The 26,556-nt window shown below is 54.5% G+C and carries 22 protein-coding genes, 2 tRNA genes and 2 pseudogenes; 2 read left to right on the top strand and 24 right to left on the bottom strand.

Annotated features, from left to right (window positions below):
* Positions 1-86: 86 nt before the first annotated feature.
* From C3F36_RS23440 to C3F36_RS20190, 5 genes are all read right to left on the bottom strand, one after another.
* Positions 87-545, bottom strand: a complete 459-nt coding sequence (locus tag C3F36_RS23440) for a hypothetical protein (protein ID WP_158656174.1) — start codon at positions 543-545, stop codon at positions 87-89.
* Positions 545-712 carry a hypothetical protein gene (locus C3F36_RS23435; RefSeq protein ID WP_158656173.1) on the bottom strand — a complete coding sequence of 56 codons (168 nt, stop codon included), beginning with the start codon at positions 710-712 and terminating at the stop codon, positions 545-547. Before C3F36_RS23435 ends, C3F36_RS23440 begins: the two co-directional genes overlap by 1 nt.
* 68 nt (positions 713-780) lie before the next feature.
* Positions 781-1,176, bottom strand: coding sequence for a hypothetical protein (locus C3F36_RS23430; RefSeq protein ID WP_141227087.1), 396 nt, complete (start codon positions 1,174-1,176; stop codon positions 781-783).
* A 632-nt stretch (positions 1,177-1,808) separates the two neighbouring features.
* Positions 1,809-2,030 carry a hypothetical protein gene (locus tag C3F36_RS20195; RefSeq protein ID WP_104455785.1) on the bottom strand — a complete coding sequence of 74 codons (222 nt, stop codon included), beginning with the start codon at positions 2,028-2,030 and terminating at the stop codon, positions 1,809-1,811.
* Positions 2,031-2,246: 216 nt separating this feature from the next.
* Complete coding sequence (locus C3F36_RS20190) at positions 2,247-2,408, bottom strand: hypothetical protein (RefSeq protein ID WP_197713262.1); 162 nt, start codon at positions 2,406-2,408, stop codon at positions 2,247-2,249.
* Between the two features lie 20 nt (positions 2,409-2,428).
* On the opposite strand from C3F36_RS20190, the gene C3F36_RS20185 reads away from it, so the two are divergent.
* Positions 2,429-3,249 (top strand): IS5 family transposase gene (locus C3F36_RS20185; RefSeq protein ID WP_406569380.1). Its coding sequence is split into 2 segments (ribosomal slippage): positions 2,429-2,738 and positions 2,738-3,249, totalling 822 coding nucleotides; the frame shifts between segments, so codons are not numbered across the junction.
* Between the two features lie 267 nt (positions 3,250-3,516).
* Here the strand turns inward: C3F36_RS20185 and C3F36_RS20180 are convergent.
* The 19 genes and pseudogenes from C3F36_RS20180 to dauA all read right to left on the bottom strand — a co-directional run bounded on the left by C3F36_RS20180 (position 3,517) and on the right by dauA (position 25,542).
* Positions 3,517-3,792: a hypothetical protein gene (locus C3F36_RS20180; protein ID WP_104455784.1), complete on the bottom strand. Its 276-nt coding sequence runs from the start codon at positions 3,790-3,792 to the stop codon at positions 3,517-3,519.
* Entirely contained in the window at positions 3,792-4,001 is a 210-nt protein-coding gene (locus tag C3F36_RS24040) for a polymorphic toxin type 46 domain-containing protein (protein ID WP_267893433.1), read from the bottom strand. The genes C3F36_RS20180 and C3F36_RS24040 overlap by 1 nt, the downstream gene beginning before the upstream one ends.
* Positions 3,985-4,200: a polymorphic toxin type 46 domain-containing protein gene (locus C3F36_RS24205; RefSeq protein WP_353933820.1), complete on the bottom strand. Its 216-nt coding sequence runs from the start codon at positions 4,198-4,200 to the stop codon at positions 3,985-3,987. Before C3F36_RS24205 ends, C3F36_RS24040 begins: the two co-directional genes overlap by 17 nt.
* Positions 4,201-4,304: 104 nt before the next feature.
* A pseudogene (locus tag C3F36_RS23635) lies at positions 4,305-4,565 on the bottom strand (IS5/IS1182 family transposase); the annotation flags it as partial.
* Positions 4,560-5,032, bottom strand: a pseudogene (locus C3F36_RS20165) (tetratricopeptide repeat protein); the annotation flags it as partial. The pseudogenes C3F36_RS20165 and C3F36_RS23635, both read right to left, overlap by 6 nt.
* A gap of 647 nt (positions 5,033-5,679) precedes the next feature.
* Positions 5,680-10,521 (bottom strand): RHS repeat-associated core domain-containing protein, encoded by a 4,842-nt coding sequence (locus tag C3F36_RS20155; RefSeq protein WP_233759676.1) that lies wholly within the window; start codon positions 10,519-10,521, stop codon positions 5,680-5,682.
* Positions 10,518-11,246: a DUF4123 domain-containing protein gene (locus C3F36_RS20150; RefSeq protein ID WP_104455780.1), complete on the bottom strand. Its 729-nt coding sequence runs from the start codon at positions 11,244-11,246 to the stop codon at positions 10,518-10,520. Before C3F36_RS20150 ends, C3F36_RS20155 begins: the two co-directional genes overlap by 4 nt.
* Positions 11,236-13,281, bottom strand: a complete 2,046-nt coding sequence (locus tag C3F36_RS20145) for a type VI secretion system Vgr family protein (RefSeq protein ID WP_104455779.1) — start codon at positions 13,279-13,281, stop codon at positions 11,236-11,238. Before C3F36_RS20145 ends, C3F36_RS20150 begins: the two co-directional genes overlap by 11 nt.
* Positions 13,282-13,564: 283 nt before the next feature.
* Entirely contained in the window at positions 13,565-14,083 is a 519-nt protein-coding gene (gene hcp1, locus C3F36_RS20140) for a type VI secretion system effector Hcp1 (RefSeq protein WP_104455778.1), read from the bottom strand.
* Positions 14,084-15,037: 954 nt separating this feature from the next.
* Positions 15,038-15,547, bottom strand: coding sequence for a hypothetical protein (locus C3F36_RS20135; protein WP_049047471.1), 510 nt, complete (start codon positions 15,545-15,547; stop codon positions 15,038-15,040).
* 20 nt (positions 15,548-15,567) lie between these two features.
* Entirely contained in the window at positions 15,568-16,110 is a 543-nt protein-coding gene (locus C3F36_RS20130) for a recombinase family protein (RefSeq protein ID WP_104456100.1), read from the bottom strand.
* A gap of 111 nt (positions 16,111-16,221) precedes the next feature.
* Entirely contained in the window at positions 16,222-16,359 is a 138-nt protein-coding gene (locus tag C3F36_RS23425) for a hypothetical protein (RefSeq protein WP_010674054.1), read from the bottom strand.
* 378 nt (positions 16,360-16,737) lie between these two features.
* On the bottom strand, positions 16,738-17,676 hold the full coding sequence (locus C3F36_RS20125; RefSeq protein WP_104455777.1) for a hypothetical protein: 939 nt from the start codon (positions 17,674-17,676) through the stop codon (positions 16,738-16,740).
* 364 nt (positions 17,677-18,040) lie between these two features.
* Positions 18,041-19,158, bottom strand: a protein-coding gene (locus C3F36_RS20115) for an IS3-like element ISAeme20 family transposase (RefSeq protein WP_104455775.1) whose coding sequence is annotated in 2 segments (ribosomal slippage) — positions 18,041-18,942 and positions 18,942-19,158 — 1,119 coding nt in all. Because the reading frame shifts where the segments join, the coding sequence is not laid out codon by codon here.
* 104 nt (positions 19,159-19,262) lie between these two features.
* Positions 19,263-20,018, bottom strand: a complete 756-nt coding sequence (gene istB / locus C3F36_RS20110; protein WP_043851824.1) for an IS21-like element ISAs27 family helper ATPase IstB — start codon at positions 20,016-20,018, stop codon at positions 19,263-19,265.
* A 22-nt stretch (positions 20,019-20,040) separates the two neighbouring features.
* Positions 20,041-21,606, bottom strand: a complete 1,566-nt coding sequence (gene istA, locus C3F36_RS20105) for an IS21-like element ISAs27 family transposase (RefSeq protein WP_043851823.1) — start codon at positions 21,604-21,606, stop codon at positions 20,041-20,043.
* Positions 21,607-21,891: 285 nt separating this feature from the next.
* The gene (locus tag C3F36_RS20100) at positions 21,892-23,310 is read right to left on the bottom strand and encodes a DUF6538 domain-containing protein (RefSeq protein ID WP_104455774.1); all 1,419 of its coding nucleotides are present in this window, start codon (positions 23,308-23,310) and stop codon (positions 21,892-21,894) included.
* A 137-nt stretch (positions 23,311-23,447) separates the two neighbouring features.
* A tRNA-Ser gene (locus C3F36_RS20095) sits at positions 23,448-23,535 on the bottom strand.
* 270 nt (positions 23,536-23,805) lie between these two features.
* A complete protein-coding gene (gene dauA, locus C3F36_RS20090; RefSeq protein WP_104455773.1) occupies positions 23,806-25,542 on the bottom strand; it encodes a C4-dicarboxylic acid transporter DauA in 1,737 nt (578 codons plus the stop codon).
* A gap of 467 nt (positions 25,543-26,009) precedes the next feature.
* On the opposite strand from dauA, the gene C3F36_RS20085 reads away from it, so the two are divergent.
* Positions 26,010-26,085: transfer RNA gene (locus C3F36_RS20085), tRNA-Asn, on the top strand.
* Positions 26,086-26,556: the final 471 nt, after the last annotated feature.

Below are 26,556 nucleotides of genomic sequence, written 5' to 3'. Positions count from 1 at the left end.
ATAATAACAGATTTAGTAGAAACACCCAAAATACCAAAAACACATAATAAAAACACTCAACAATATTCTAGAGAAAACTAAAGGGGTCACAGCAAAATATTTGCCAAGCCTGATTTAGGGTATTCCTTTTTTATCAAACATGCATAATGTTGATCATGGTAGTCAAAAGTTATACCATCAATGTATTTTTTTGCCGTACTGTAGCAAGCATGACCAGGTAAAAAAAAGTCATCTTCTATTTTGTATGGATAAAAATCCACATCATATATGGAGCAATAGATATAGCAAGCACTAGCGGTAAATTGAAAGAAATCTTCTTTACTATCTTTATCTAGCGTGCCGATAAACGCATTCATTCCTTTCGTAAGATTTTCTAGTGATAGGTCCCCCCGTTCAATATAGGTTAGAAGACGCCCAGTTGAACGATGATGGCTATGCTCTCCCCAATCTCGGTCCATAACCAAGAATCCCTCATTTCCTCTAAAGAAATTCCATGGTTTTGTTTTAAACTCTGATATGAACTCAATTTCATTATATGGCTTCATTATTGCAATCTCATCGTATCATCAAAATAACTAAGAAGTTTTTCTATATTTCCATCATGTTTTATGTTTTCCGCACCATGCAATGCGGCTTCTTTTGCCCCGCCTTTAGTTTTCCCGCCAGGAACCCATTCACCAGAAATTGCCCCTGGTTCATTGCCAGTAGCCACTTTATATTTAAACCGACTATCACCTCATCCTTGCATTATGTATCCCCGGAGGGGAGCTACTCTTTCATTCATCGCCATTTTGCAAGTGGCTCTGAAATAGTTCCATTTTCAATATTAATATCATGTTGCCAAAAACGCTCACCTTTAAATGACGGTTCATGTGCAAGAACAACTCTCACTGTTTTTTCTGCTGAAGCCGATTGGTTTGCTAAGCAATATATGCAACTGCCAGGTTCTTTAAATGAAAAACGGGTAATGAAAAGTAAATCTCCCTCCTTATCAAAAAAACTAATGCCAGAGGCATTTAAAGCCGCCACACCATCTAACTTCTTATCATAAGCAGCGTCAACATAATCACCTATCACTTTTATTTCTTTACCATCATAAACCCAAGAAATATCATCATCATTTAAATAAACTCTCATTTTTATTCCTGTGGCAAGACTATGCAAGCTTGTTGCCATCGAGCGACTGCTAGTAGACTGGCCGCCCATGACATCATGCTTGAAATAGCTGAAAACCCAGCTCGTCCTGCTCGGTCGTCATCTTGCCGTAGAGGGAAAGAAAACAAATAAAAAGGTCATGGTATTACGTTATCCTAACCTATACATATCCACTTCCTGAATTAATAAAGGTTAAGTCCAGTGACCGACGATAACCATACTATACAAATTTCTCTGATGATTTCCAATTACACCAAACTTATTAACCCTATGCCCTGCACATATTAATACGGGCGCTTACTCTAGCAGAGTTAGTTCATCCATATAAATACATTAGTTCATCTACCAAATCTCTTTCCTCGGAACTGAATGGCTTTTTGCTAAATATACTAACATGTTCAAATATCGCTCTAATTGGAATGGGGCGTTGATCGTCAGATATTATATCGATGAAACGTTTAGCATCTGGATGCTATACCTAAAAGATGATTTTCTATCAATCTTTTTGCATCATCTCTTAATTTATGCCTACCCATATCATTCTCCTGGCAATATATCGACCTTATCCTCCTTTATGTATATCAGTTGATATAACAGTTTCACTTCCCTGTCGGCAGCCTTCCACCTGGGAGAGCCTCAATATTTATTTTGCTCTAACCATAACGATACATAGCTTCATCAAGCATTTCTTTCTCAGCATCAGAGTACTTTGATTGGTCGCACCCTCTCATACTCTCCTTAATCCCCCTGAACGGTATTCTTCTATTTTTATCTTTGAGGATTTCAATTAAATATTCATAGTCAGAAATAAAATCCTCTTTATGATTTTCAATAAAGGTTATTAATTGCTCTCTAAAGTATTCACCTTCGGTCATAATCATTCCTTTGGTAAAACATCAATTGCATCAGCCTTTACAGATTAAAGCATTTCTTTATTAGGCACTAGTTTTACAATTCCATCCATTCCATACCTGGAGCATTTATCAATAAATACTTCCAAGTCATTACCTCACCAATAAAGCTATTTAACGCGGTAAAAATATAGGTCGTCCCAACATCTATTACCAACTCCCATATCCCCACCACACCCTTTATACTGCTACTCCACGATTGCTTCCTGGCTTTATTATCAATCTTTCATCTACTTTACGGTTGCGGCACATTTCAGCAAACCGAAATGTTTTATCTTCATTTCCCCTATAATCGTTAAATTCACCCTCAGTTATTTCATAATATTCTTCATAGTCAAACATGCCATTGCTAACCGGTATAGATAAATAATACATCCCTGATTTTTCTATGCCGCCGCATAAGCGGACGCCCTACTCGTGAGCCACGCCAAGTGCTTGATGGCATTCTCTGGATACTTCACACCGGCGCACCTTGGCGAGATCTGCCAGAACGTTTCGGCCCATGGAACTCGGTCTACAACGCCTTTCGACGTTGGCAAAGCACAGGTCGTATCGATGCCATCCTTGCAGCACTGCAACTGCATCTCAATCAAGAAGGGCTTATCGGCTTCGACCTCTGGTGCATTGACGGCTTCAATGTCAGAGCATCCAAAGATGCTGCCGGAGCGCGTAAAAAAACACTCCGGTGAATCAAGCTCTTGGTCGTTCTCGTGGTGGTTTTGGCAGCAAAATTCACTTGGTCACTGATGGTAATGGTTTACCGCTGGGGTTCTGCCTTTCGCCGGGGCAGTCAGCGGAAATCAGATATGCGACAAGTGCGTTGGCCATGGCAAGGCTCCCGACTTCATCAGGCCGTTATCGCACGCGGCCAACACATCTTGCCGCAGATAAGGCCTATAGCAGCAGGGCTCTGCGGGCAGAACTCCGGCGCAGAAAGATAAAAGCGGTTATCCCGCAACGCAGCGACCAGCAACGGCACCATAAGGGACGTCCACTGGTGTTAGACAAAGCTCGTTATCGTAGGAGAAATGTGGTCGAACGGTGCTTCGGATGGCTGAAGAAGTTTCGCCGATTCTCAACGAGGTATGAAAAGCTGGCAGGAAGTTTTGCTGCTTTTATCAAGCAGGCTTTCTGCCTTCGTTACTTACGGGAACAATTAGTGGACAGAAAACCAGCATTTTGAGAACACAGCCTAGCCCGCTACCTGACAGTAAAGGGGAAGTCAACATATAAAAAGATAAGAAAATGGCGTTATTCTGACCTTTACACATCCATCTTTTTAAAAAATGACTGAGTTAATAAAATTACCCAGCTATAACCTGATCTGCACTGATTACTCAGAAAATACCGGATTACGCAGGGAAAAATCGAGCCTACGACAATGTTTGATATACAACCGCAACCATTCGAAGGCTCACCCAAAATCGCATGCACCACAACATTTACATTTTTATATTCTAGACAGCCATAATTCACATTGCTTTACGTAGTCATCTTTGTGAAACTTATGAGAAACAACCTTTTGCACCTCATCCCATCCTCCATTAGAATTCTCTGAGTACAAAATCAACCACCCCTCCCGACCATCATTCTCGATCAGATAGCTATCACCATTCTTATTTAGCAAAGCGGTCCATGACAAAAAAAATTCTTTGAAATCTGTAAACTGCTCTAATAAAAAACGGTTTTTCAAAGCCATTTGTTGAAAATCATCTTTATTAATCATTATTCAATACTCTCTACGAATATATTTTTCTCTGTGGTGAAGAGCTGGGTGCCTCCACCAGAAGATGACTGACTCACACCTCTAACAGACCAAGTATCATCAATTGCCTTAGAGGTAGAACGAATCACTTTAGTTTTTTCATTAACTACATATTGTTTTTTCAGTTTAAGTTCCATTGTACCTTTAGCCCTATTATCCCATCTTACCAATACCCAACTCTGATGACGTTACACCGCAATGCAGTGCATAGTAATTACCTTGTGGGGCACCTGGTGATTGATACTGATATACTTTTTTACCTCTGTTGAGGGTTTCAACACGCACATCGTGACTGTAGTCAATTCCATTCAAATGACTAGGCATGCTTTCTTCGGCAACCCCCTGCCCCTTATAAAAGTCAAATGCAATTTTTTCCTAGCTCTCTGATTTATGTCAGCATTGATATCACCAGTACGGGACGTTGTTTACCAAATCAACCATCAAGCCACAACTGCCCCAGCCCCAAGTGACCGTTACACTCGGGGCTTTCTGACAGGCAGACCCAGGGTATTGGGTTTGTTTATGGCGCTGACATACGCCATTACCTCTCCCACTTGGCGGTTGTAGTTACGCAGACTGACTTTCCCTGACAACAACTGTTTGAACCCATACATCGTTGTCTCTGCCAGTGAGCGACGGTGATACCCCGATATCTTCTTCCAGTGCGCCAATCCTTCCTTGCGCATCATCAGCACCGCGTCATTTCTTGCTTGTCCTTTTTCCAGGAGTTGAGCATCACGATTACCCTGTTCAGCGGCTTTCTTCAGCCACTTGACGGCCTCTTCATCGGCCCCGCCTGACCTGTATACCACTGCCCCAGAACCAGCTGGGCATTCCCATGATCCCGCTTGGCGGCATGCTCGAGCCAGTCGAGACACTCACTGGTAAGCTTCCCCTTGTGCCGTTGCCGGCACTCCTGACCCAGTTGATAGCTGGCCTCCGAATTGCTCAACTTGGCGGAGCGCTGCCACCACTGCCTGGCCAGTGCAGGATTTTTGGGCTCTCCCAACCCCGCCTGATACCAGCTTCCCACCTGTAGCGCAGCCTTGCCCCGAATATCGGCATCTGCCGCCAGCGGACCGACTTGATCGGCAGCCTGCTTCATCCAGCGCATCGCCTCAGGATAATCCGGCTTCGCTGCCAAACGGTTGGCCAGCTCATATTGCGCCTTGCCCTGACCCTGTTGGGCGGCATTTTGTAACTTGATATCAGATAAATAATTTAATTGGTTGGCACAACCAACAAGCATAAATAGTAGGCATATTGGAAAGAGTTTCTTCATAGGTTTTATTACAGTGCTTTGAGTTGGTTAAATTTATTAATGTGGTGAGATACAGAATTAAATTTATTGCCAAGTTATAAAAACCAATATTACATCCTTTCTAAAACTCAGAAGTTCTGCTGTGTAGAGTTCAATTGAAAATCAGACACCCTCACGCTTAGATACCAGAGTATCTATGTCACTGAATTTCTATGACGAGTAGAGAATACACCACCCAATACTAATGGTGTTTTCATGGAAAATAATAGCATTCATCACCTAAAAGGTTAGCAATATTATTTCCAGTTACAATTTATTACCCACCCCCCCCTTAATTACACTATATGTAGTGAAGCAATCGATAGTTTGTTCATTTTTATTTATTTTAATCGTGTCGGGAAACTCAAAAACTGACAATAGGTCATCAAAGTCTATGTCCTTCTCCAAGTGGCAAAAGTAGCCTGTTCTATTGTTCCCCCATAAGAAATCATTGTGAGAGACATTCCCTTTACTTAAAAGATAGTCAACGACTGGCTGCAAGTGATAGTAATCCTTTTCTTCAGAAGATGCACTTCTATTAATTGCAATCATTTTTTTGACCGCCTCAAGCTTTCCAGTTTTTTCGAAACATCAGGTGCTGTTGTATTCTTCATCATTTCCAATGTGCCATCGACAGGTTTTAATTTCAACAAGAACTCATCAAGTATAAAATATTGATTATGTGTCTGGTATCTGCCAGGGTTAAACTGAGGGTTCGCTTTAGTGGGTCCAGTCGCAGCACCTCCCATGGGTATGTCTTCATGTACTTCAAATATTTGAACAAACTTTTTGTATTCTGTCCTGCCATCCCCGGCATACACTTGAACTCCTTGATTTAGTGCTCTGGAGCTAACAAGACCATCTTTAGCACGGCTAATTTCAACGGCTTCTGGGGTAGTGAAATAATTACCTGTTATTCCCCCTTTTTCTTTCCAAGTGATATGAGCTAATTTGGTTCCCTTTGGTAGCAAAATATCTTTTAACCTATCGATACCAAAGTATGGATCCTTTCCTTGATAAGAGGCAGAAACATCCTTCGCTGTTTTGGATATTGCTTTTGATATAAGCTGACATCCAGCTTTTACTTTACTTAACCCTAGCGGATCCACCCAGCCTGTAGGGTTGGGGGCATACTGGTAGTTATTGAGCCCGCCAGCCAAGCCTATCGGGTCAGGGGTGATAAATCTACCCGTGCCGGGCTGGTAGTAGCGGTGGCGGTTGTAGTGAAGCCCCGTCTCGGCATCATAATACTGCCCCTGGAAACGCAAGGGCGTTGCCACCTCAGCGATCTCTTCACGCCAGACATTACCATAGGCTCGATAGCGCACCTGCCAGGCGGTGGCCCCGCTTGTGCGGGTCAGTGCCAAGGGCGTGCCCAGGTGATCAAGCTGGTAGTGGAATACCTCGGCCTTCTGCCCCTCCCCTTCCAGCTGTGCCAGGGGTTTGAAACTGCCGGGTTCATAGATAAAGCTGCGGTACTGCTCGTCAGTACGATGCTTGTCATTACCGAGCAGATAGTGGCTCTCGGCAATCAGGTTGTTGGCCTGCCACAGGAATTCGGTAACCTGCTCGCCTTTTGCACCCTTTACCGTCTTGCGAATGCGGCGACCAAAGGCATCGTAGTCATAACAGGCAGTGCTGCCATCGGGCAGTTCAGCCCTCACCAGCTGGTGCTGGCAGTCGTAGTGATAGCGGGTCACCAGTTGCTGGCCCTTGCCGCGCCGCTCCAGCGCCAATCGGCCAAATTCGTCGTACTCGAAGTGGCGATCGCCACTCAACAGCAGCCGGTTCCCCTGGGTGCGGGCCCCATCGAACTGACCACCCGAACGTTCACCCAGGAGGTTGCCGGCCGGATCATGCAAGAAGCGCTCGGTCAGCTCGCCCCGCACCTCCAGCAAGCGGTCCAGCGGATCGTAGCGGTAGTGCTGCTCCCCCTGCACGCTGTCATCGATGCGCAGCAGGTTGCCCGTTCTGTCATAGCCATAGTGCCGCTCGCGGGCGACCTGCTTGCCCCGCTGCAGACGCAGTGCCGAGAGGCGCCCCTGCTCGTCATATTCGTACTGCTGGGTCAGTGCCCCTTGCTGCCTGCGCAGCTCAAGCCCACCCACCACCTGGTGGCGAGTGAGTTCGGCGCCGTTGAGATCAATGCCGCCAAGCGCCCCGTGCTGATAGTGATAGCCAAGCCGGTTGCCGTCAGGCAGTTGCCAGTGTGACAACCGTCCCATGGCATCGTATCGGAAATGGCTTGAGGCCCACCCCTGATGCTCGGCCACCAGATGACCGGCACCATCGTAGTCAAATGCCAGGGGCCAGGCACCGTCGTCGACCCGGATGAGCTGGCCATGGCCGTCATACTCGAAGACGATCTCGCGACCATCTGGCAGGGATTTTTTCAGCAAGCGCCCCATGGGGTCGCGCTCATAGCGGGTGACCAGCTCGGTCTCCTGCTTGCCGAACTCCACTTTTTCGCTCAGGCGTCCGTTGAGGTCATAACGGTAGGCGGTGGTGCGACCATCGAAGCCGGTTTCCCGAGCTACCAGCCCGTTGGGATGGTAATGGATACGATGCTGTTCACCATGCTCGTTCTCGATTTCGCTGAGGAACAGCTTGGTATTGTCGTAGCGGTATTTGAGCTCGCTGCCATCGGGGTTGATGCGCCGACTCACCAGATGCAGGCCGGGGTGATATTCGAAACGTGTCTCGCGACCCAGCTCGTCCCACTGCGCCGTGACCTTGCCATAGGCGTTGTACTCATAGCGGCGAACGCCGCCCCCGGGCAGATGGACGGCACTGAGGCGATCTGCCGCGTCCCATTCATAGCGTGTGATTGCGCCACGCGGGTCTTGCTGCACGATCTGGCGGCCCCGCTCGTCATAGCGCCAGCGGCTTATCCCGCCATCGACCCCTTTTTCTTCGATCAGCTGGCCAAGGCGGTTCCACACCAATTCGGTGCGGGTGCTGTCCGGGTGAACCACAGAGCACAGCTTGCCCTGAGGGGTATAGCCATAACGGGTTTCGTTCCCCAGGGGATCCCGCCTGGCAATCAGATCCCCTTGCGGATTGTGCTCAAAGCGCCATTCGCGCTCCCCCTGCACTACCTTGCGAACCCGGCCATCCCAGTAGTGATAGGCAGTCTGACTGCCGTCGGGAGCCACTTCGAGGGCCAACATCCCCTCTTCGTCGTAGTGATAATGGGTCTCGGCCCCCAGCGGATCACGGGCCAGTACTTTCTGACCCTTGCCGTTGTAGGCAAACTCGGTTATCGCACCATCCGGATCCTGCTGGCGGACAAGACGTGCCTGGCTGTCGTGCTGATACACCTCCTGACTGCCATCGGCATTGAGTACCGTCACCTCGCCCTTGTCATCATCCCAGCCATAGGTGACATCAAAACCCGCCACATCGCTCCAGTGGCGGATGGCGCGGGCAGCCTTGCCTTCCCCTTCCCACTCCCAGAAGAAACCGGCACCGCCAGCCAGACGGCGCTCCACAATGACCCCATCATCACGATAGCGATAACGCTCGCCCTCCCCGGCCCCATTCTCGGCCGCCACCAGGTGACCATGGTCATCGTAGTGGTAGCGTTGCAGCGTGACCTGGGGCTGCCAGGCAATGCCATCAAAGCGCTGCAACTCGAGCGCCATGATGTGGTCGCCCTCGTAGGCGAGACGAAGGGCCAGCCCAGCCTCATTTTCAACCCAGGCGGGGCGCCCTTGACGGTCAGAACGCACTGTCAGTCGATTGCCGTAGGGATCGGAAAAACCGGTCAGCCGCCCGATCTCGCCATGCCAGGTAAAATGCAGGAACGGCGAACCAGCCTTGGCCAGGATCACTTCATCAGCCTCGTCACCGAGGTAGACCGCCGCCTCCGACAACAGGTTGGTCACCATGGGTCTGGCGGCTGATGGCAACGGCAGTTCGGTTGCCAGGGACTCCTCATCCCACCAAGTCAGGGTATCGCCGTGACGTTCAAGTCGGTGCGCAAGGGCATGCGTCCAGCCAAGCCCCATGCCGCAGGATTGCGCGACGGCGGAGGTGCGATAGAGGCGCCCGAAGACAAAGGGAAGCAAGCCCGGCAGTTCGCCATCTTGCAGTGCCAGCAACTCTTCCCCCGTCACCATGGAGACCGGGCAGTTGTTCTTGCAGGTGCTGGCTTCCGGTTGATGGGGCCGGTTATTCGGGGTAACTGCCTGCTTGGAGGCATCAGGTGTCTTGTTCACCTGTTTGATCTCGGTGTGCCCCTGGAATCGGCGTTTGGCCGCCGTGCCTTTTTCCACCAGCGTGTTGGCATTGCCATCGACCAGCTTGAGATCCGCTTTTTTGGCCGGGCTCAACGGTGCAGCCCCGGTGATCAGCACCTTTTTCGCCTGCTGGGCGTGCTGGGCCAAATTGTGCTTTTTGGAGAGATCGACCAGGGAAGTGACCAGTCGCATGACCCGGTCACTGTTCTTGGCCATGGTGGCAGCCTTGGCACCATAGCGTGCAGCCAGGCCTGCCCCGCCGGTCAGCACCACCCCGATGATCACGTCAATCAGTACCGACGAAATCACCTGAGCACCAAACTCGGTCTGCTGATCCGGGGGCAACATCTTGACCCAGCACACCAGGGCATAGGCATAAAGATAAAGCAGCGCCTCATCTTGCAGTACCAGCATGGCAGCTTCCATCTGGGAGGCCCCGGCCTTGGCCATGGCCGCTGCGTCCACCCCGAACTCGGCCAGCTTTTTGGCATTGCCTACCGGATCGGCCAGCAGGTTGTAGATGGTTTTAAGATCGTCCCACACCCCGACCAGTGCCTTGCCGATACCGCTTGCTGCCGCAAGAGCATGGCTGCCAAACCCGCCACCAGTACCGCTGTAACGAGCCCAGGCAACCTTGTGCTCACTGTTCCACTCCTTGGTAAGCCATGCCTCCAGGTCTTTTTGAACCGGGGCATAAGAGGCAAACAGCGTATCCAGATCGCTCTTCTTCACATTGGGGTAGAAGGTCACCCGATAGGACTTGCCCGGGGTCAGCTTACCAACCTCGGCAATGCCCTTGGCATCCAGGGTTCCCTCCTTGGCTACCGCCTCGCTGACAAAACGTCCGCGCACCAGTTTCCCCGCCTCCACCTTGTATGGGGTATTGCCGATGGGAATAAACCTGACGGATTCGAACAGATGAACCAGACGCAGCGTGCCGCTTAGCGGGCACTGCGTCACCACGGACTGCGCCTTCTTGCTGCCGGACGATGCCGTGATGGTCTTGTCGCCCACCTTGATGGTCTGCTCCATGTCCATGCTGAGCATGTCACCCAGGAAGAAACTCTCGGCATCCTTGCGATAGGCACTCAGGACGTTGCGATAATCGGCGATCACTTCGTTGAAGACGGCCTGGCCGACATTGCTCATGCTTGAACCTCATTGATCAGCGCCGCTTCCAGCGCCGGAAACAGATCGATATCGGGGGATGGATGACGGGAAACAAAGCGGGCGACCTTGCAGCGCAGGTTCGCCTCGGGAAACGCCCAGTAGAGCTGACCGTTGTGATCCGCCAACTGCTGCATCAGGTTGTTGATAAGAGGGGCGGGATCCTGTCTCGCCAAGGTCGCGGCAATGGCGGGGGGCAGCACCCACCAGGGGAATGCGCGTGGTACTTCGGCTTCTGATGAAGTCCACTCGAAGCCGTCCCCTCCGACCCAGATCCCGTTCACTCCAGGCAGCAGGGCGGTGAAATCCTCTCCCAGCTGGACCAGAATGCGCTTCAGATACACGCCATCCCAGTAACGGAAGAAGACCGCCTCCCCCTGGTGCCAGATCTGGGTCAGCCCCTGCAGATGGGCATAGAGGGCATCGACAGGCTGCTCGCTCGCCACTATCCAGCCCCAGTCTCTCGCCTCGGCGCCCTGCGCCCACTCGATAAAGGGGCTCTCCTTGTCGAGCGCAACCAGATAGGGCATGACGGGATGCCAGTCCTCATAAGGGGTGCCGAGATAGAGCCCGCGTGGCGTTTCGCGGCCATCGAGCTGGTAGTAGTGCTGCAAGGGAGCCGCATCGCTGGCCCCCGCCAGCACGGCATAAAGAGGGGCTGATTGCCTCTGTATCCACGCTTCCAGCGGCGTGCTCTCAAATCTCACAGCCACCCTCCTTGCATTTTTCACACTCTTCACAGAAAGGGGCGGCACTCTTCATGGTGGCCAGTTGGGCAGGCGTGAGCGGTACCTTGGGTTTGGGGGGAACACTGACACCCAGAGGACCCAATGGTGACTTGCCGCCCCATCCCGAGCCGGCCCCCGGGCTGCCGCCCGAGTTCATCTTGATGGTGGGCCCCACCAGGGTCACACCACCGCCATCGACCTTGATGAAGCAGCCGCCGACCTTGACGGTAATGTCTGAGCCCGCCTCCAGCACCACCTTGGCACCGGCTTTGACGTGCACTTCCTGCCCGGCCTGTGTCAGCCAGCTGTCACCCAGTTTTTGGTGCATGGAGGTGTCAACGCCGAGTGAATAGTCGGCCTTGATGTGATCCCGTTTTTCACCGTTCACAGTGAGGTGATCATTGGCCTTGATGCGGGTCACCCGCTCACTGTCGATGTCCCTGTGTTCGTCGTGTTTGATGTGCCAGGCGGCATCGTTCTCTATCAGCACGTTCAGGTCTTTCTGACCGTGGATGTTAATCTCTTCCTGCCCCGCCTGGTCTTCAAAGCGCAGTTCGTTGAAACCCTCCCCCTGGTGGGTTTCGGTGCGCAGCACGGTGCGGGTCTTGTTGGCAGGCAGCTCATACGGCGGCCGGTTGGTAGCGTGGAAAGTGCGACCGGTCACGATGGGCTGGTCCGGGTCCCCTTCCAGAAAGCTCACGATGACCTCGTGGCCGATGCGCGGGATGGCCATCATGCCGTACTGACCGCCAGCCCAGCCTTGCGAGACTCGCACCCAGCAGGAGCTCTGGTCGTTGCTCGAACCATAGCGGTCCCACGGGAATTGCAGCTTCACCCGGCCATGCTCGTCGCAGTAAATCTCCTCACCGTCGGGGCCCACCACCATGGCAATTTGCGGGCCATCCACCATCGGCTTATGAGGGACTTCCGGGCTGCCGATGCGCGCTCGCCAGGTGGTGCTGGCTTTCACCACCCCGAACTCGTTGTGGTAGACGGTGGGGCCGCTGCCCCCCTCCTCTTCCAGCGCCTGTGGCTGCAAGCCGGTGTGCTGGATGCGCACGATTTGCCAGTCGGTGTTGAGGCTACCGTTGGGATGTTCGGTGAGCGAGAAGCTCTGCCCCGGCTGCAAGGCGGCGCAGTTGGACTTAGCCTGGCCCGCCACGGCATCGCTGCGCAGCGCATCGAGCCGGTGCTGGGCAAACGCCTTGCCGCTCGGGTCCGCTTTGTAGCGACCCGGAAAATCGAAGTGCTGGTAGGTATCGCGCTGGTGGGTCAGCTCCGCTCCCACCTTTTTGTGGGAGAGACCATAAGCCGGGGTCTTGAAGCTGTAGTCCTTGAGCCCCACATCCGAGGGGCGTACCGCCTCGCGGTAGTGGAACTGGCGCACATAGGGCCCCTGCTCGAGCGAGCGGTTGCCGAGGTTGAAGAAGAGCTCGGGGCCAGCGGTCAGGGCGGCTGCGTCATCGGCAAACACGATGCGGTGCTTGCCCGCTTCAAACTCGTGGAAGTAGAACATCCCTTCTTCGGCGGCGAGGCGGTTCACGAAATCGAGGTCGGTTTCCCGGTACTGAACGCAGTATTCCCGCTTGGCGTGCTCGTTTTTGAGAGCAAAGGCGTAATCGGTGATGCCGTGCTCTTGCAACAGGATGGAGAGGATTTCATCGGGCTTTTGTGCCTGAAAGATGCGGGAGTTGTGGCGAAGTGACAGCCGCCACAGCGCTGGCTGCACCATAAGCTGATAGCGGGTACGGCGAAAGCCGCTGTCGCCTTGCGCGAAGTCACTGACCACCCCGCACACCCGGCGCTGCAACTCGCCGCTGTACCACACCAAGAGCTCGCACGGCTGGTCCAGCACGACGCCAACGTCGATGTCGGGCTGGGCACTGGCCAGCTCAAGGCGCAGGTTGAACGGCCGGTTGAGCGCTTCATCCAGCGCAAATTCGGCCACCACAAAGGTGCTCTCGGGCAGGGCCCCCACCTTGACGGTAAATTGTAATCCTGTGCTGTCTGCCATCGCTGCGCGCCCCTGAAATATCGTGCGGCCCCATCAGGTGGGGCACATCAAGCCGTGTGAGAGCTTCGCCATCGCCTGGATTTTTCTTTCACCATGGCTGCCGCACGCCCTTGACGGCGTGCGGCAAGACGTAAACTCGGATTTTTTCTTGCACCCGCTCACACCAGGCAAACGGACAGAAGAAAAAATGCGTGGGTTGAAAAATCGGAAATACGGTCTCCGGGCAGGTTGTCCTTGCAGAGACAATAAAAGGGCACCGCAAGCAGTGCCCTTTGGCTCGGAATTACGCTTCGATCGGCGCGCGCCAGTCATCCGCACCAGAGGTGCCGGCAACGGTGTGCTCCCAGTCGATCTTGCGGTAGGCCATGGAGACCTGGATCAGCTGGGTGAAGTCGGACTTCGTCGGGTCCTGGCAGTGGGGCATCTGGCAGTCGATGTCGACGATGGTGGCATCGGTCAGCACAGTGCTGAAGAAGTGCTCCTGCTTGCCCTCGACGGAGGTGCGGTACCACTTCAGGGTCACTTTCGGCAGCATCTCGCCGGAGGCCAGGGAGTTGTACATCAGCGGCACGGCCTTGTTCAGGGCAACGGTGAACTTGAACGGCTTGTGGACACGCTGACCGGCAGGCTGACCGGATTGCGGATCGGTCGGCACGGTGACGACGTGCTGGAACTCTTGTACCAGCATCTCGTCTTCATGGCCCTGCACGAAGATGTTGCCGACGGAATCGGAGGTGAAAGCACCGGCAGTGATGTTGCCTTGGGTTTGACCTTCGATGCTGATATAACATGGAGTTGGCATGGAATTGCTCCTGATGGTTGAACGGTTATGACACTCGTCCGAATCCGTTAGCAGTGACCATGCCAAGACATTTTTTTGTTTTAAAACAATTAGTTGAATATAAAACCGATTCGCGCACCGGCGCCATGACGCAACAAGTTGCGCAATCAATGCATTTGCCCATTAAACCTTGCACATGCAGCATAAATGACTGGCATGAATGCAACATATTGCGCGTGGCGGAGTTTATCTCTACCTTCACGCTGCTTCCCCAAACCAGACCAGCGGAATCTCCGCTTCGCCTGCGAGCCACCCCCATCACAGGCATGATCAGATTGTATGGGCGGGATGATTCACCCCTGCGTGGCTCACCCCTTCGGGGCGGCCTGCGGCCGTTTATCCCGGCAAGCTGCTCTGCTCGAACCCGGCGAGGGCGCTCCCCCCTTCCTCTTCCACATGAGCGGAAAATGCTTCCCCAAAGCAAAAAACCGACCATCTGGCCGGTTCTGACATCTGAGGATGGGTCAGGAGCGACTCGCGCTCGCCCTGCGGGCGGCCTCTGGTCATCCATGCGGGCTATCCTGCCCGCCTCTCGAACCTGGGCCCGAACCGAGCCGCCCGTCGTCGGATAAAACAAAAGGCCCCGTCTTTCGACGGGGCCTTTTGTTTTATTTGGCGGTGAGGGAGGGATGATTCGCCACTGCGTGGCTCACCCCTTCGGGGCGGCCTGCGGCCGTTCATCCCGGCAAACTGCTCTGCTTGAACCCGACGAGGGCGCTCCCCCCTTCCTCTTCCACATGAGCGGAAAATGCTTCCCCAAAGCAAAAAAACCGACCATCAGGTCGGTTTTTTGCAATTTGGCGGTGAGGGAGGGATTCGAACCCTCGATACTATCTGCCACTCAGTAACCCGCTGATTTCATTGCGATAATCATAGATGCAAATCTTACTTCTGTACCACTTATCTGTACCACATTTATAGTACAAACAGCCTTTCATACAGCTGTTCGAATGTGTCTACTCTGGTAAAGCTCCCCTTCGGCAATTGTCTGATCATCGGGCGTTCAAGCTTTTTACCATCTGCATTTCCCTTGGTGTGCTTGGCAACTTTATCCCCGAGAGAAGGTAATTTTTCACCCGGAGCCCCGCCAAAGAATAGATAATGGTCTACTTGCAGTGACACATCATCAAAGAACATCCACACAACACATCCAGATGGTTTTGAAGACAACGATTGGTGGATTTTCTGATTGGCAGCTTTTCCGCCCAGCTTAGTCGACTTCAGTTGAATATGCCGTAAGATCCCCTCAGCTTCAACGATGAGGTCATACCCTTTACTATCCACCTCAGACTTTGCCACCTCGATGTCACAACGCCCTGTTTTCCAAGATTTCTTGAGTAGCTCCGCAATGAACAGATGCTCTAGCAATTTTTCCCGGAAAGAAGAATGCGAAGAGTGAAGGCTGTCATCTACTTCTTGTTCCATTTGTTCCCCACTCGTATAGGTCATGATGCTGTACTGATACGATGGACACTCGACACGCTGATACCCAACCGCTTTGCCACTGATGCTTTAGCGATGCCTTGCGATAGAAGATGCAGCACTTCGTCCCGCTTCTCCATCGCTGTCGGCTTCCGGCCCTTGTAGACCCCTTTGGCCTTCGCCAAGGCGATCCCTTCCGCCTGACGCTCCAGCATGATTTCCCGCTCGAACGTGGCGATGGCTCCGATCATCGTCAGCATCAGCTTGCCTGTCGGAGTGGCCGTGTCGATGCCCAGATTCTGGATCTGTAATGTTACCCCTTTGGCGTGTAGCTGGTCTGTGATCTCCAGCAAGTGCCGGGTGTTCCGGGCCAGACGATCCAGCTTGGTGACTTTTAGCACGTCCCCAGACCGGGCGAACTCGAGCATTGCCTGTAGTTGCGGCCTATCCGTCTTGCTACCGCTGACCTGCTCATGAAAAACTTTTTCACACTCCGCCAGAGCTATCAGTTGCTGCTCCAGCGATTGCCCCGTGGTCGAGACACGGGCATACCCGATGATTGCCATGATGGCCTCCAATAGGTTCAAGACCCTGCAAGAAAAACGTGTCAAAACTCGAAAACCAACCCGTGTGACAGGGGTTGCCGGGGGGCTTCCGGTCTGTCACACAGGCATGGTCTATTGAGCGTCCGGCTCCTTCGGCGGGGGCGGCGGTGTCTGCATCGAGTTAACGGCCTCCTTAATGAGGACGCCCAAGGCTGCCAGCAGTGCCGCCTCCAACGCTTTCAGTAACGGGTTTCCTTGCTGCTCATTCATACGCCTGCTCCTTGCTGGATGGCTCCCGACAAGGGGCCAGATGTGATGTATTCCATGGGGTTCTCCTATGGTGTTGGTCTCATCTGGCTTATACCGGCGTTGGGTCTGAATGTTGCCTGCTCGTTTTCCTTAAGCTGGTGGAGTTTGGGATAGTTTTTTCAGGGCAACCAACCGGGCAAGATCGTTGCAATCTTCTTGATCTTGCTCCTTCGGATGGCTGGTAGGTTCCCCCCTCGGTGCAGTAAATAGATAAGTGTCTGAGTAACTAAACGGGTATATATATCGGGCTGGAACAGCTGGAACACCAGACACATACCGCCGAAAAGCCCATGAACACGCTGCTGGATGTGTCGATGAGACTCAAACTAACCAGATACATCACCCCAAAATGTGTCGATTGGCCGTCACTCGCGGCGGGGTTAGACGGTGATAGGCCAGATTACCGCTATGCCTCTGACTCAACTGCCAGCCAAGCCGCTCTGCAATCGCTTTTAGGTCTCGTCCCGGCTGAGCTGGATATCGCAGATACCCGGCGGGATCGCAGGTATAAGCACTCTGGGCAGACTCCCGTGTGATGTCGAAATGTCGGCTATCGCCCGGCTCTGCCATCGCCCCCAGCAGCCCTTGCAGGTACTCCTCCACGCTTAGGATGCGTCCCTGAGTCCGGCAAATGGTAGCCCACAGCTCTTGCTCCTCATGGCGAATCCTGAGCGGTCTGAGGCCCGTCTGCTGCTCGATGTAGGCATCACGCTGGTGGTCTGCTTGGCGGTTCGCTGGCTCCAGATGATAGGCTTCGTCAAACTCCAGCAAGTACGCTTCCTGCCGGATCGGCTTGTCGAAATAATGCCCATCCCGGTCGAACCACCGCATATCTACGCGAAAATCGACCCGGTATGGGCCGCAAGCGAACTGCGGCGTTACCTCTGTTTGCAAACCCGGCTGCTGTGCTTCAAAAGCAGCAAACAGAGGGGCCAAGTGCTTCACGTAAAACGCGGCCTCATGGCGGCTCTGCCGTTCCTCTCGTGGCAATACTTGCCCAGACAGCCGTTCGATTTCCGCTATCAGCTCCACGTTCAGGTGAGAGCTGGGGCCATAGGTCAGTACCGCCAAGGCTTGCAGGGGGGTCCATGTCCCCAATCCATTATCTGGCTCGAGCATCTCCGGTAGTTCCAGCCCCTCCATCCGTCGGATGTTGTCTATCGCCCGCCTGACATACTGGCTGTACCGCCCATTGAAGCCGGGTATCTGCGAGAGCGTTCCCCGTGGGCTAATGAGACCTAGTGAGTGGTGGCCGATGAAGATTTGATTGATGTCCAATACGGCCTCCTACTGTGTCTCAGCTTGTAGTTGTTCGTCATGGGTTGATATGGGAACCAAAGGAATGACTTCTACTGCGGCCAGCTTTTGGCCCAGCGTGTAGGCCCCATAGTTTCGCCCTGTCGCCGTCCTATCACCATGCTGGCTGTGCCCCGTGAGGGCGTTCTGCACGTCCTCACGCACCCCGGCTGTCCGTAGCAGGGTTATGAAGGTGTGCCGGAAGCTATGGAACGGCTGAATATCTTCCCGGACGATTTTGAGCTTTTCACGTAAGTACCGCTGCCACCATACACCCAGCCGCACATGGTAGTTCTGCTTGGGGCCAGAGGGCTGAGGTGTCCTGACAAGATCGGACAGTCCCGGATCAAGCAGCCTGAGCAGTTCTCCAATACCTCTTGTTAAACTCCGCCGGGCTGACATTGCCAAGTCGTGAATGCCGACGCTGGCGGTTGTAAAAAATCTCTATGTATTCCTGAATCGCTGCCTTGGCCTCCGCTCTCGTCTCGAATCTATGGTGGTGAACCAGTTCATTTTTAAGAGACCCCCAGAAGCTTTCTATCGGGGCATTGTCGAAGCAGTTCCCCTTGCGTGACATGGAGGTCTGCATGCCAAATTGTACCTGGAGAGCCCGGTAAGCCTTGGCACAGTACTGACTGCCCCGGTCTGTGTGATGAATAAGCCCAACGGGTGGCCTCTTCTGCTGCACAGCCCGAAACAGCGCCTGACTGACCAACCCGGTGGTCATTCGCTCTCCCATCGCATAACCCACTATCTCACAGGTAAACACATCCTTGAGACCAGCCAGATAAAGCCAGCCTTCGTCGGTGGCGATATAGGTGATATCACCGGTCCAGACTTCGTTGGGCTTCGTCGGCGCAAAGACCTGACCAAGGAGATTCTCCGCCACGGGCAGGGAATGAGCAGAATGGGTTGTCGCCTTGAATTTGCGCTTTTGTTTGCAAGACAACCCCATTTCACGGCGCAATCGTCCAATCCGGTCCCGCCCAGCGTAAAATCCTTCGGCGGCCAACTCAGCTTGTAAACGCGCTGCGCCATAGGTCTGGCGCGTCTTGCTGTGAGCAGCCCGAATGGCGACCTTGAGTCGTTCATCTTCTTGTTGGCGCTGTGACGGTGGACGGTGGCGCCAGTGGTAGAAGCCCGCACGAGAGACCTCCAGCACACGACAGATAACGGAAATGGGATAGAGGTCCTGTTGGTTGGCTATCCACGCGTACTTGGCAGTGACTCCTGAGCAAAGTACGCGGCGGCCTTTTTTATGATGTCGCGCTCCATGTTGGCTTGTGCGAGAGCTTTGCGTAGCCGGGCCACTTCAGCCTCCAGCTCGGCGACAGAACGCGCTCCGGGAATGGCCGATGTATCCTTTCCTCCTTTGGCTGCGACCACCCAGTTGCTCAGTGTGCCTTTGGCAATACCCAACCTTCTGGCGGCTTCAGCTTGGCCAAGGCCTTGCTCCAACACCAGTCGAACCGCCTCTGCCCGAAACTCTGGCTAATAACATCATGTCGATCAGCCAATAACATCATGCCGATCACTTTTTTTCTGCCCGCGTTTATAGCGTCTTCCTTTTACTCCGCCTGATCGGCATCGGTCAAGTTGGCGCCCTGTTTTCTCATCGATTCTCCCGTTAAGGTCACGCGCACCGCTCTGTGGATCAGTCGGTCCAAGATCGCCTCGGCGAAGGTTGCCTCTCCGATCATCCCGTACCACTTCTCCACCGGCAATTGGCTCGCCACTATCGTTGAGACGTTGCCGTAGCGGGTATCGATGATCTCCAGCAGGTTGCTGCGTTCGCTCGCGTCCAGCATCTCCATGCCCCAGTCATCCAGGATCAGTACCCCTATGTTGCTTACCCGCTCCAGCAGTTTCGGATAGCTGCCATCCGCTTGGGCCAGTCGCATCTCTTCAAGTAGGGTTTTCAGCCGGTAATACCGCACGCCCACTCCTTGCCGGATAAAGTAACGGCCCAGGGCACACGCCAGGTAACTCTTGCCACAGCCTGCCGCGCCCGTTAGCAGCAGGTTTTGTTGATGACTCAGCCAGTGTCCTTCCAGCAGTTGGCGGATCTGCGCTTTGCTCACGCCTCGACCCGCCCGATAGTCGAGCTGCTCCACCTGTCCGGCTAGCCGGAACCGGGCTTGCTTCTCCAGGCGGTTGGTTTTCCTCTGCTCCCGCTGCACCAGCTCATGGCTCAGTAATAGTTGCAGCCGCTCTTCAAAACCCATATCCAGGTACAGCATGCTCTGGGCCTGCTGCTGGTTCAGAGCCTGTTTCATGCCGCTCAAGTGCAGGCGGCTTAGTTGTTCATCGAGGTGTAATTGCATCGGCTTCTCCTGATCCGTGGGGTTAGTGGAAGTAGTGCTCGCCATGGACATTGTCATGACGGATGTCTTGCAGCGGATCCTGTCGCTCGTTGGCAATGAGTTGTTGCTCCTCCAGGCCATGCTTGAGCATGCTGCGGATGTTGTGCAGCCGGTTGGCGCCGGTCAGGTGCCCCCGGAGGCAGGCCGCTTCCAGCCGCTCCTTGCCATAGGTTTTGCTCTGCCCCAGCAAGGCCAGGCAAGGGCGCACCGCTTGCGTCGAATGCTCTGCCTGCCGGATAAAGCCATCCACCCAATGCGTGGTGTAGGGGCCGATGGACGCCGCCCAGCCAAGCAGTCGCTCTGGCGACCACTCCAGCAGTGCCTGATGATGCGCGGGCATGTGTTCACGCAGGCTGCTGTGCTGGCCTTTGTGATGACTCCGCTGGTGTTCGGCCACGATCTTGCCCGCGTGGTACAGCGTGACGGTATGCTCGGCCAGATGCGCCTCCAGCCGCTTGCCCTGCAAGGCATAGGGCACTGAGTAATAGTGCTTTTCCAGATCGACGTGGTAGTCCTTACCAACCAGCACCGGCACTACTTTGGTGTAGTGATAGGGATAATCCGGCAACGGCTTGAGCGCCGGTGCATCGAGCTCGGCAAACAGTGAGGCACGGCAGCCAGGCAGCTTCTGGAAGGATTTCTGGTTGAGCCGGGTCAGCAGTTCACCCATTCGCTGATTGAGCTGGGCCAGGCTATGGAAGGTTTCATGACGCAGCACCGCCAGGATCCAGCGGGTGACGATCTGCACGCCCACCTCCGCCTTGGACTTATCCTTCGGCTTGCGGGGCCGCGCGGGCATGATCGCCGTACCGAAATGGGCCGCCAGCATCTGGTAGGTAGGGTTGAGATCCGGATCGGTATTGCGCGCCACGCTGACGGCACTCTTGAGGCAATCAGGTACCACCAATTGCGGCACACCGCCAAAGAACTCGAAAGCGCGCTTGTGGCTCATCACCCAGTCATCGAGCTGCTGGGAGCGGGTGGCCTCGGCAAAGGTGTAGTTGGAGGCCCCCAGCACGGCGACAAAGATCTGGGCCCGGTAAAGGATCTCGCCGGTATGCGGATCGACAATGGGCATGGTCTGGCCGCAGTAGTCGACAAAGAGTTTTTCGCCCGCAATATGGGTCTGCCGCATCGAGGGTTGCAGCAGCGCCGCCCACTCTTTATAGAGCCGACAGAAGTGGTTGTAGCTGTAGTGGGAGCCTGGATGGCGCTCGGCGTACTCCTGCCATAGCAGCTCGAGGGTCACGCCTTTTTGACCTGGTTTTTTGAGTTCCTGATGCAACAAGGCCCAGTTGGGAGTGGGTTTGTGCTGAGTTTTATGGACAGAGCAGGTCTTGAGAAATGCGCGCTCCAGGGAGACATCATCCCAGGACTCAGACAGGGGCCAGGTCATGATACCCAGTTGAGCCGCCCGGTTGAGGTAATAGGATACGGTGCTAGGAGAGATATGCAGGCTGAGGGCGATCTGCCGATGAGCCAGTTGAGCCTGATATTTAAGGCGAAGAATTTCTTTGAGTTTTCTCACAGTGATAGGCCTCGCAGACATGCACGTTCCTCTGTTGGAGCAGATGGGAAAGTGCGGGTTTAACGAAGCGGGGAGAAAAAGTCACCAATAACATGGATGCCGATCATGGTTTCCCATCGAGGGTAAAAAGTGATCGGCGTGGGATGTTATTGAGTGATCGGCATGGATGTTATTACGTGATCGGCATGAATGTTATTGAGCGATCGCCATGCGTGGGAATATGCAAACTCTGGTGAATAGTGTTCTCTCGATTTCATTCAATACCCCCGATTGTCTCATCGTAACAATCGGGACTGTCTGTGAAAATCAGGATACCTCAGGCTGCAACAGGGGGAACAGGCGGCCATCCGCAGGTAAGGTGCGAACATAGTCCATTAGACCAAGCGCCAGCAGATGGGGGTGTATAGGTATGTCTCGGTTACTGCTGCGGTTCTTCACGCTCTGGTCTTCCCGCAACTCAGCAACTCGGAAGAACCAGACGCCATCCTGCTGTATGACATCCGCTACGTAGAGCTGGCAAATCTCCTCGGCCCGAGCCCCTGTGTAGTAGAGCATCAGCGGCACCCAGTAGTGAGCCTCCCCGAATCGGGTATGCTGGGTACGTCTGGCAAACAGCGGGGAACCGAACATGGTTGCCAGCTCGGTCGAGGTGTACGGGCGCTCCGGCTCAGCCAGCGGGTTGATGACGCTTTCTGTGTACTTGGCCCCGTGAGCAGGGTTGAACTCCAGCAGGCCATCGTCCACCGCATGACCTAGCACCGCTGACAGGGCTCGCCCCAGTTTCTTGACGGTAGCAGCAGTCAGACGAGGAAAACGGTGCTCTGCTGCATAGGCGATCTGCTGGCGTAACGGCATGGCGGACACATGGCGTTTGGGGCGAGCTGGCAGTTGCTCCATCAAGTTGCGGAACTCGGCAACGTCACGCTTCGTTATATCTTCGATGCCCTTATCGCCCATCAGCTCGATGAACCGCTCCACTGCGACCTGATACTCAAGGATGCGACCATCGGCTTTCTTCGGCTCTCGTCGCTTGATGGTGGCCTTGTAACGCTCAAACAGGGCAGATAAGCGGATCCCCCGAGTGCTGATTGTGGTGACGGTGGTATCACCAGCAGGAACCAGAGGGATCTCAGGCTGACCGATACGTCTTTGATTGGCGTTCGTCGCGGCATTCTGTATGACCGCTCTGGAGAGGGCCTTGAACTTGCCCGCCAGCAGCTCGGCGAAAGCGACATAGTTGGCCGAATCGACGCACAGGCGAAGCCCCGTGAGCTGGAATGCCTCGTCGATGTAAGGCTTCATCCAGGTCAGGAAGCGGGCAAGCCCTTTCTGCACATCGCGGGTTCGTTTGGCGTCTTTTTCCTCCTCCAGCTTGGTCAGAATTTCGGTGTAGTCCTCCCAGACCAAACCATCACCATCCCACACCTGACGAATGAAGCGACCACGTACATCAGGTTCGTCCAGCCTCTCTATCATCGAGTTGTACCAACAGTCTGCGGCGTTGGAGAGGTCGAGGGGCCGCACCGCTAGATCAATCTTGGCGGCCTCCAGCAGGCGATAAAGTTCATCTAGGACAGGCAGAGCGGCCCGACGGGCTTCAGACTCGTTCGTGGTATTCAGAGAACGACGAAACTCCCACTGGTCGTTGAGCAAAGGGCGGAGTGCTTTAGGGATGACAACGCGGGCATACCACGTGCCATTTCGGTTTTGGAGTAGGTTGCTCATAGACCTCATTTTGTACCACCTTTTTGTACCACCTCGGAAGTGCCGGGATGGAAGGGTTGATCACAAAATCGCTATGAAATCAGGAAGTTTTTGACCTATAAAGAAAAACCCCTGCTCGAAAGCAGGGGTTCTCAATGTGGCGGTGAGGGAGGGATTCGAACCCTCGATACGTTGCCGTATACACACTTTCCAGGCGTGCTCCTTCAGCCACTCGGACACCTCACCAAATTTTCACTGCTTGAAGTGGCTTTCGGAGCACGCTGCGCGTGCATCTTGCCGACTTCGTCGGTGGGCAGCCACTCGGACACCGCACCCAATTTTGGTCTGTGCTTTAACGTGTTCAGCCAACACGAATTCGCTGCGCCGTTGCGCTGGAACGGGGCGTAATGTAAGGGATAGGCGCGAGGCGGTCAATGCAATTTTTTATCTTTTGCCACTGTTTGCTCAATAAGCGAACCAAGTGACTAAAAATATGCCGTTTCCTATCCCTTTCCATCAATTTTCAACCGCTTCGTGCAAATGTTCTCCTCGAATAGCCTCTTCCAGCGAGCCGTAGAACTCCAGCTCTCCCGCCACCGGACGCACCTTGGCCCGCGCCAGGGTCTTGAGAGGCTGGAATTGCAATTCAGCCACCTTGAGACGGACCCCCGCCTTGGCCATGCGTTTTGCGAACTGCTGGAAGGCGGTGAGACCGCCAGCATCCAGGATGGAGACCGCCTCCATTTGCAGGATCAACTCCTTGTGGTCCTTCACCTGGGCAAGCAATTCGTCAAAAACCCGCTCGGCGGCGGCAAAGAACAACGGTCCATTGATCTTGTACACAAGGGTCGAGGGGGACACCTCGCTGGCATAGCGTTTGTGATCCGCCAGGTTGTGCAGCTTGGTCATCTTGGCTATCTCGCGCATGAACAGCAAAGAGGCCAGGATCACCCCGAAGGTGATGGCGATGACCATGTCGAAGATGACGGTCAGCGACAGGCAGACCAGCAGCACCAGTACATCGGATTTGGGCGCCCGGCGCACCAGATCCACCACCTTGTGGGCCTCGCTCATGTTCCAGGCCACCAGCAGCAACAGGGCCGCCATGGCAGAGAGCGGCAACCAGGAGAGCCAGGGAGCCAGCACCAGGATGGCAGCCAGCACCACCAGCGCATGGACAATACCGGAAATGGGCGAGGTGGCACCGGCCCGCACGTTGGCGGCGGAGCGCGCGATAGCGGCCGTCGCCGTGATGCCACCGAAGAAGGGGGCCAGGATGTTGCCAAGGCCCTGCCCCACCAGCTCGCCGTTGGAGCTGTGCTTGCGACCCGTCATGCCATCGAGCACCACGGCGCAGAGCAGGGATTCGATGGCCCCCAGCATGGCCATGGAGAAGGCGGCGGGCAGCAGCCGCTCGATGGCGGCGAGGTTCCACTCAACCGGCGCCCCGTCCGGCCCCGGCAGCGCCCAGGGCATCACCAGGGTCGGAGCGATGGGGGGAATGCCCATGCCCCGGGTTCCATCGGCCAGGGTATAGCTGAACTTGCTGCCGATGGTGGCGACGTCCACCCCGAACTGGTGCAGACCAAACCCGAGCCCCACCCCCACCAGCACGGCGGGCAGATGGCCGGGTACCGGCAGGCGCAATCTCGGCCAGAGCAGCAGCACCGCCAGCGTCGCCACCCCGACGAGGGTGTCCCCCCACTGCCAGCTTGGCAGGGCATGGGCCAGCGCCTGTACCTTGCCCAGATAGGTTTCCGGCATCTCCAGGACCTGCAGGCCGAAGAAATCCTTGATCTGCAGGGTGGCGATGACGATGGCGATACCACCGGTGAACCCCAGGGTCACCGAGGGGGGAATGTACTCGATGAGGCGCCCGAGACGCGCCATGCCCATGGCCACAAGGAAACAGCCCGAGATGAGGGTGGCCATCAACAGGCCGCCCACGCCAAATTGCTGGGCCACCGGGTAGAGGATCACCACGAAGGCGGCAGTGGGGCCCGAAATGGAGAAGCGGGATCCCCCGGTCACGGCGATGACGATGCCGGCGATGATGGCGGTATAAAGCCCGTGCTGGGGCGGCACCCCACTGGCGATGGCCAGCGCCATGGCAAGGGGAATGGCGATGATGCCGACCGTGATGCCGGCGATGAGGTCGCGGCCAAAGCGCGCCACGCTGTAGGGTTCGTCAATGCAGGATTGGCGCAATGCGATGGCCAGCTTCACGCCTTGTAAGGAAGCTTGATTGTGCATGTCTAGGGTAATACCAGAAGAGGGAGACAAAGGCCGGGGTGAACCGGCACCCGATCATCATCAAGGGCCGGCAGAGCTGTCGACGCGGCGATGGTATCGAAGGCAACCATACCCGACCCGGCCAGATAATTCGATGGGCGGGATCAAGAAATGGCCATGAGCGCGCAGTATTGTCGGTGACACCCCGAATATCAACGCCGTTTCCCGCCACGGCAGGTTTCCCCGGGCACTGTACTCTGCGGATGAACGACACCACGCCTCCTCCTGGCAGTATGCGGGAATCAGGATACCAAGCAGGCACAACCCGACCGAAGTCGCGATCTCAAGCTCCTGATTGTGCTGAAAATAGTCCGCGTTGCCCAAGTTTTGGGCAAACGGGCCAAAAAGCCGTTTTTTACGCCGACAGGCGGGTTGACACCCGGGAGATGGGCCATTAATATCCGCCCCGTCTCGACGAGACAGGCTATTCCTCCTTAGTTCAGTCGGTAGAACGGCGGACTGTTAATCCGTATGTCACTGGTTCAAGTCCAGTAGGAGGAGCCAATTCCCTCGTAGTTCAGTCGGTAGAACGGCGGACTGTTAATCCGTATGTCACAGGTTCAAGTCCTGTCTTCGGATTGCGAAAAGAGCCCAGTTTTATAACTGGGCTTTTTCATATCTATCTCTCCATGGTTTCAAGCCCAGATCGCTATCCCTCACCGCTTGCTCTGCCACATTCCCCTCGCAGTGAACGATCCACTCTCCCTGTTATCTCTCAACTCAACTTCGACTACCGATTACTCCGGTCCCTATCCGGTCAGCTCAGCTGGCGAATGGGTCACGATCTAGCCCAAACCAGAAGCCATCCCCTCCCCTGGCGTAAATACCCCCAGAAAAAACCTCCGGTCACAGCTTCCGGTCTTTCTGCTGGGAGACCATGGGTATGATCAGACCGGAGCAAGTGGCTCTGGCGTGGAGATAACACAGATTGGAAGATGGAGGCGATCACGAAGAGCAAGGGAAGAGGAATGGTTA

Origin of the sequence: Aeromonas sp. ASNIH2, from assembly GCF_002934795.1 — a bacterium.
Lineage (GTDB): Bacteria > Pseudomonadota > Gammaproteobacteria > Enterobacterales > Aeromonadaceae > Aeromonas > Aeromonas caviae.
Note: the sequence above shows the minus strand (reverse complement) of the source record. Positions and strands in the feature narration are given on the sequence as shown.

Coding starts and splice junctions, on each gene's coding strand:
- C3F36_RS23440 (WP_158656174.1), bottom strand. CDS start 545: ATGAAGCCATATAATGAAATTGAGTTCATATCAGAGTTTAAAACAAAA.
- C3F36_RS23430 (WP_141227087.1), bottom strand. CDS start 1,176: ATGGCAACAAGCTTGCATAGTCTTGCCACAGGAATAAAAATGAGAGTT.
- C3F36_RS20195 (WP_104455785.1), bottom strand. CDS start 2,030: ATGACCGAAGGTGAATACTTTAGAGAGCAATTAATAACCTTTATTGAA.
- C3F36_RS20190 (WP_197713262.1), bottom strand. CDS start 2,408: ATGTTTGACTATGAAGAATATTATGAAATAACTGAGGGTGAATTTAAC.
- C3F36_RS20180 (WP_104455784.1), bottom strand. CDS start 3,792: ATGATTAATAAAGATGATTTTCAACAAATGGCTTTGAAAAACCGTTTT.
- C3F36_RS20155 (WP_233759676.1), bottom strand. CDS start 10,521: ATGAGCAATGTCGGCCAGGCCGTCTTCAACGAAGTGATCGCCGATTAT.
- C3F36_RS20145 (WP_104455779.1), bottom strand. CDS start 13,281: ATGGCAGACAGCACAGGATTACAATTTACCGTCAAGGTGGGGGCCCTG.
- hcp1 (WP_104455778.1), bottom strand. CDS start 14,083: ATGCCAACTCCATGTTATATCAGCATCGAAGGTCAAACCCAAGGCAAC.
- C3F36_RS20135 (WP_049047471.1), bottom strand. CDS start 15,547: ATGGAACAAGAAGTAGATGACAGCCTTCACTCTTCGCATTCTTCTTTC.
- C3F36_RS20130 (WP_104456100.1), bottom strand. CDS start 16,110: ATGGCAATCATCGGGTATGCCCGTGTCTCGACCACGGGGCAATCGCTG.
- C3F36_RS23425 (WP_010674054.1), bottom strand. CDS start 16,359: ATGAATGAGCAGCAAGGAAACCCGTTACTGAAAGCGTTGGAGGCGGCA.
- istB (WP_043851824.1), bottom strand. CDS start 20,018: ATGCAATTACACCTCGATGAACAACTAAGCCGCCTGCACTTGAGCGGC.
- istA (WP_043851823.1), bottom strand. CDS start 21,606: ATGTCTGCGAGGCCTATCACTGTGAGAAAACTCAAAGAAATTCTTCGC.
- C3F36_RS20100 (WP_104455774.1), bottom strand. CDS start 23,310: ATGAGCAACCTACTCCAAAACCGAAATGGCACGTGGTATGCCCGCGTT.
- dauA (WP_104455773.1), bottom strand. CDS start 25,542: ATGCACAATCAAGCTTCCTTACAAGGCGTGAAGCTGGCCATCGCATTG.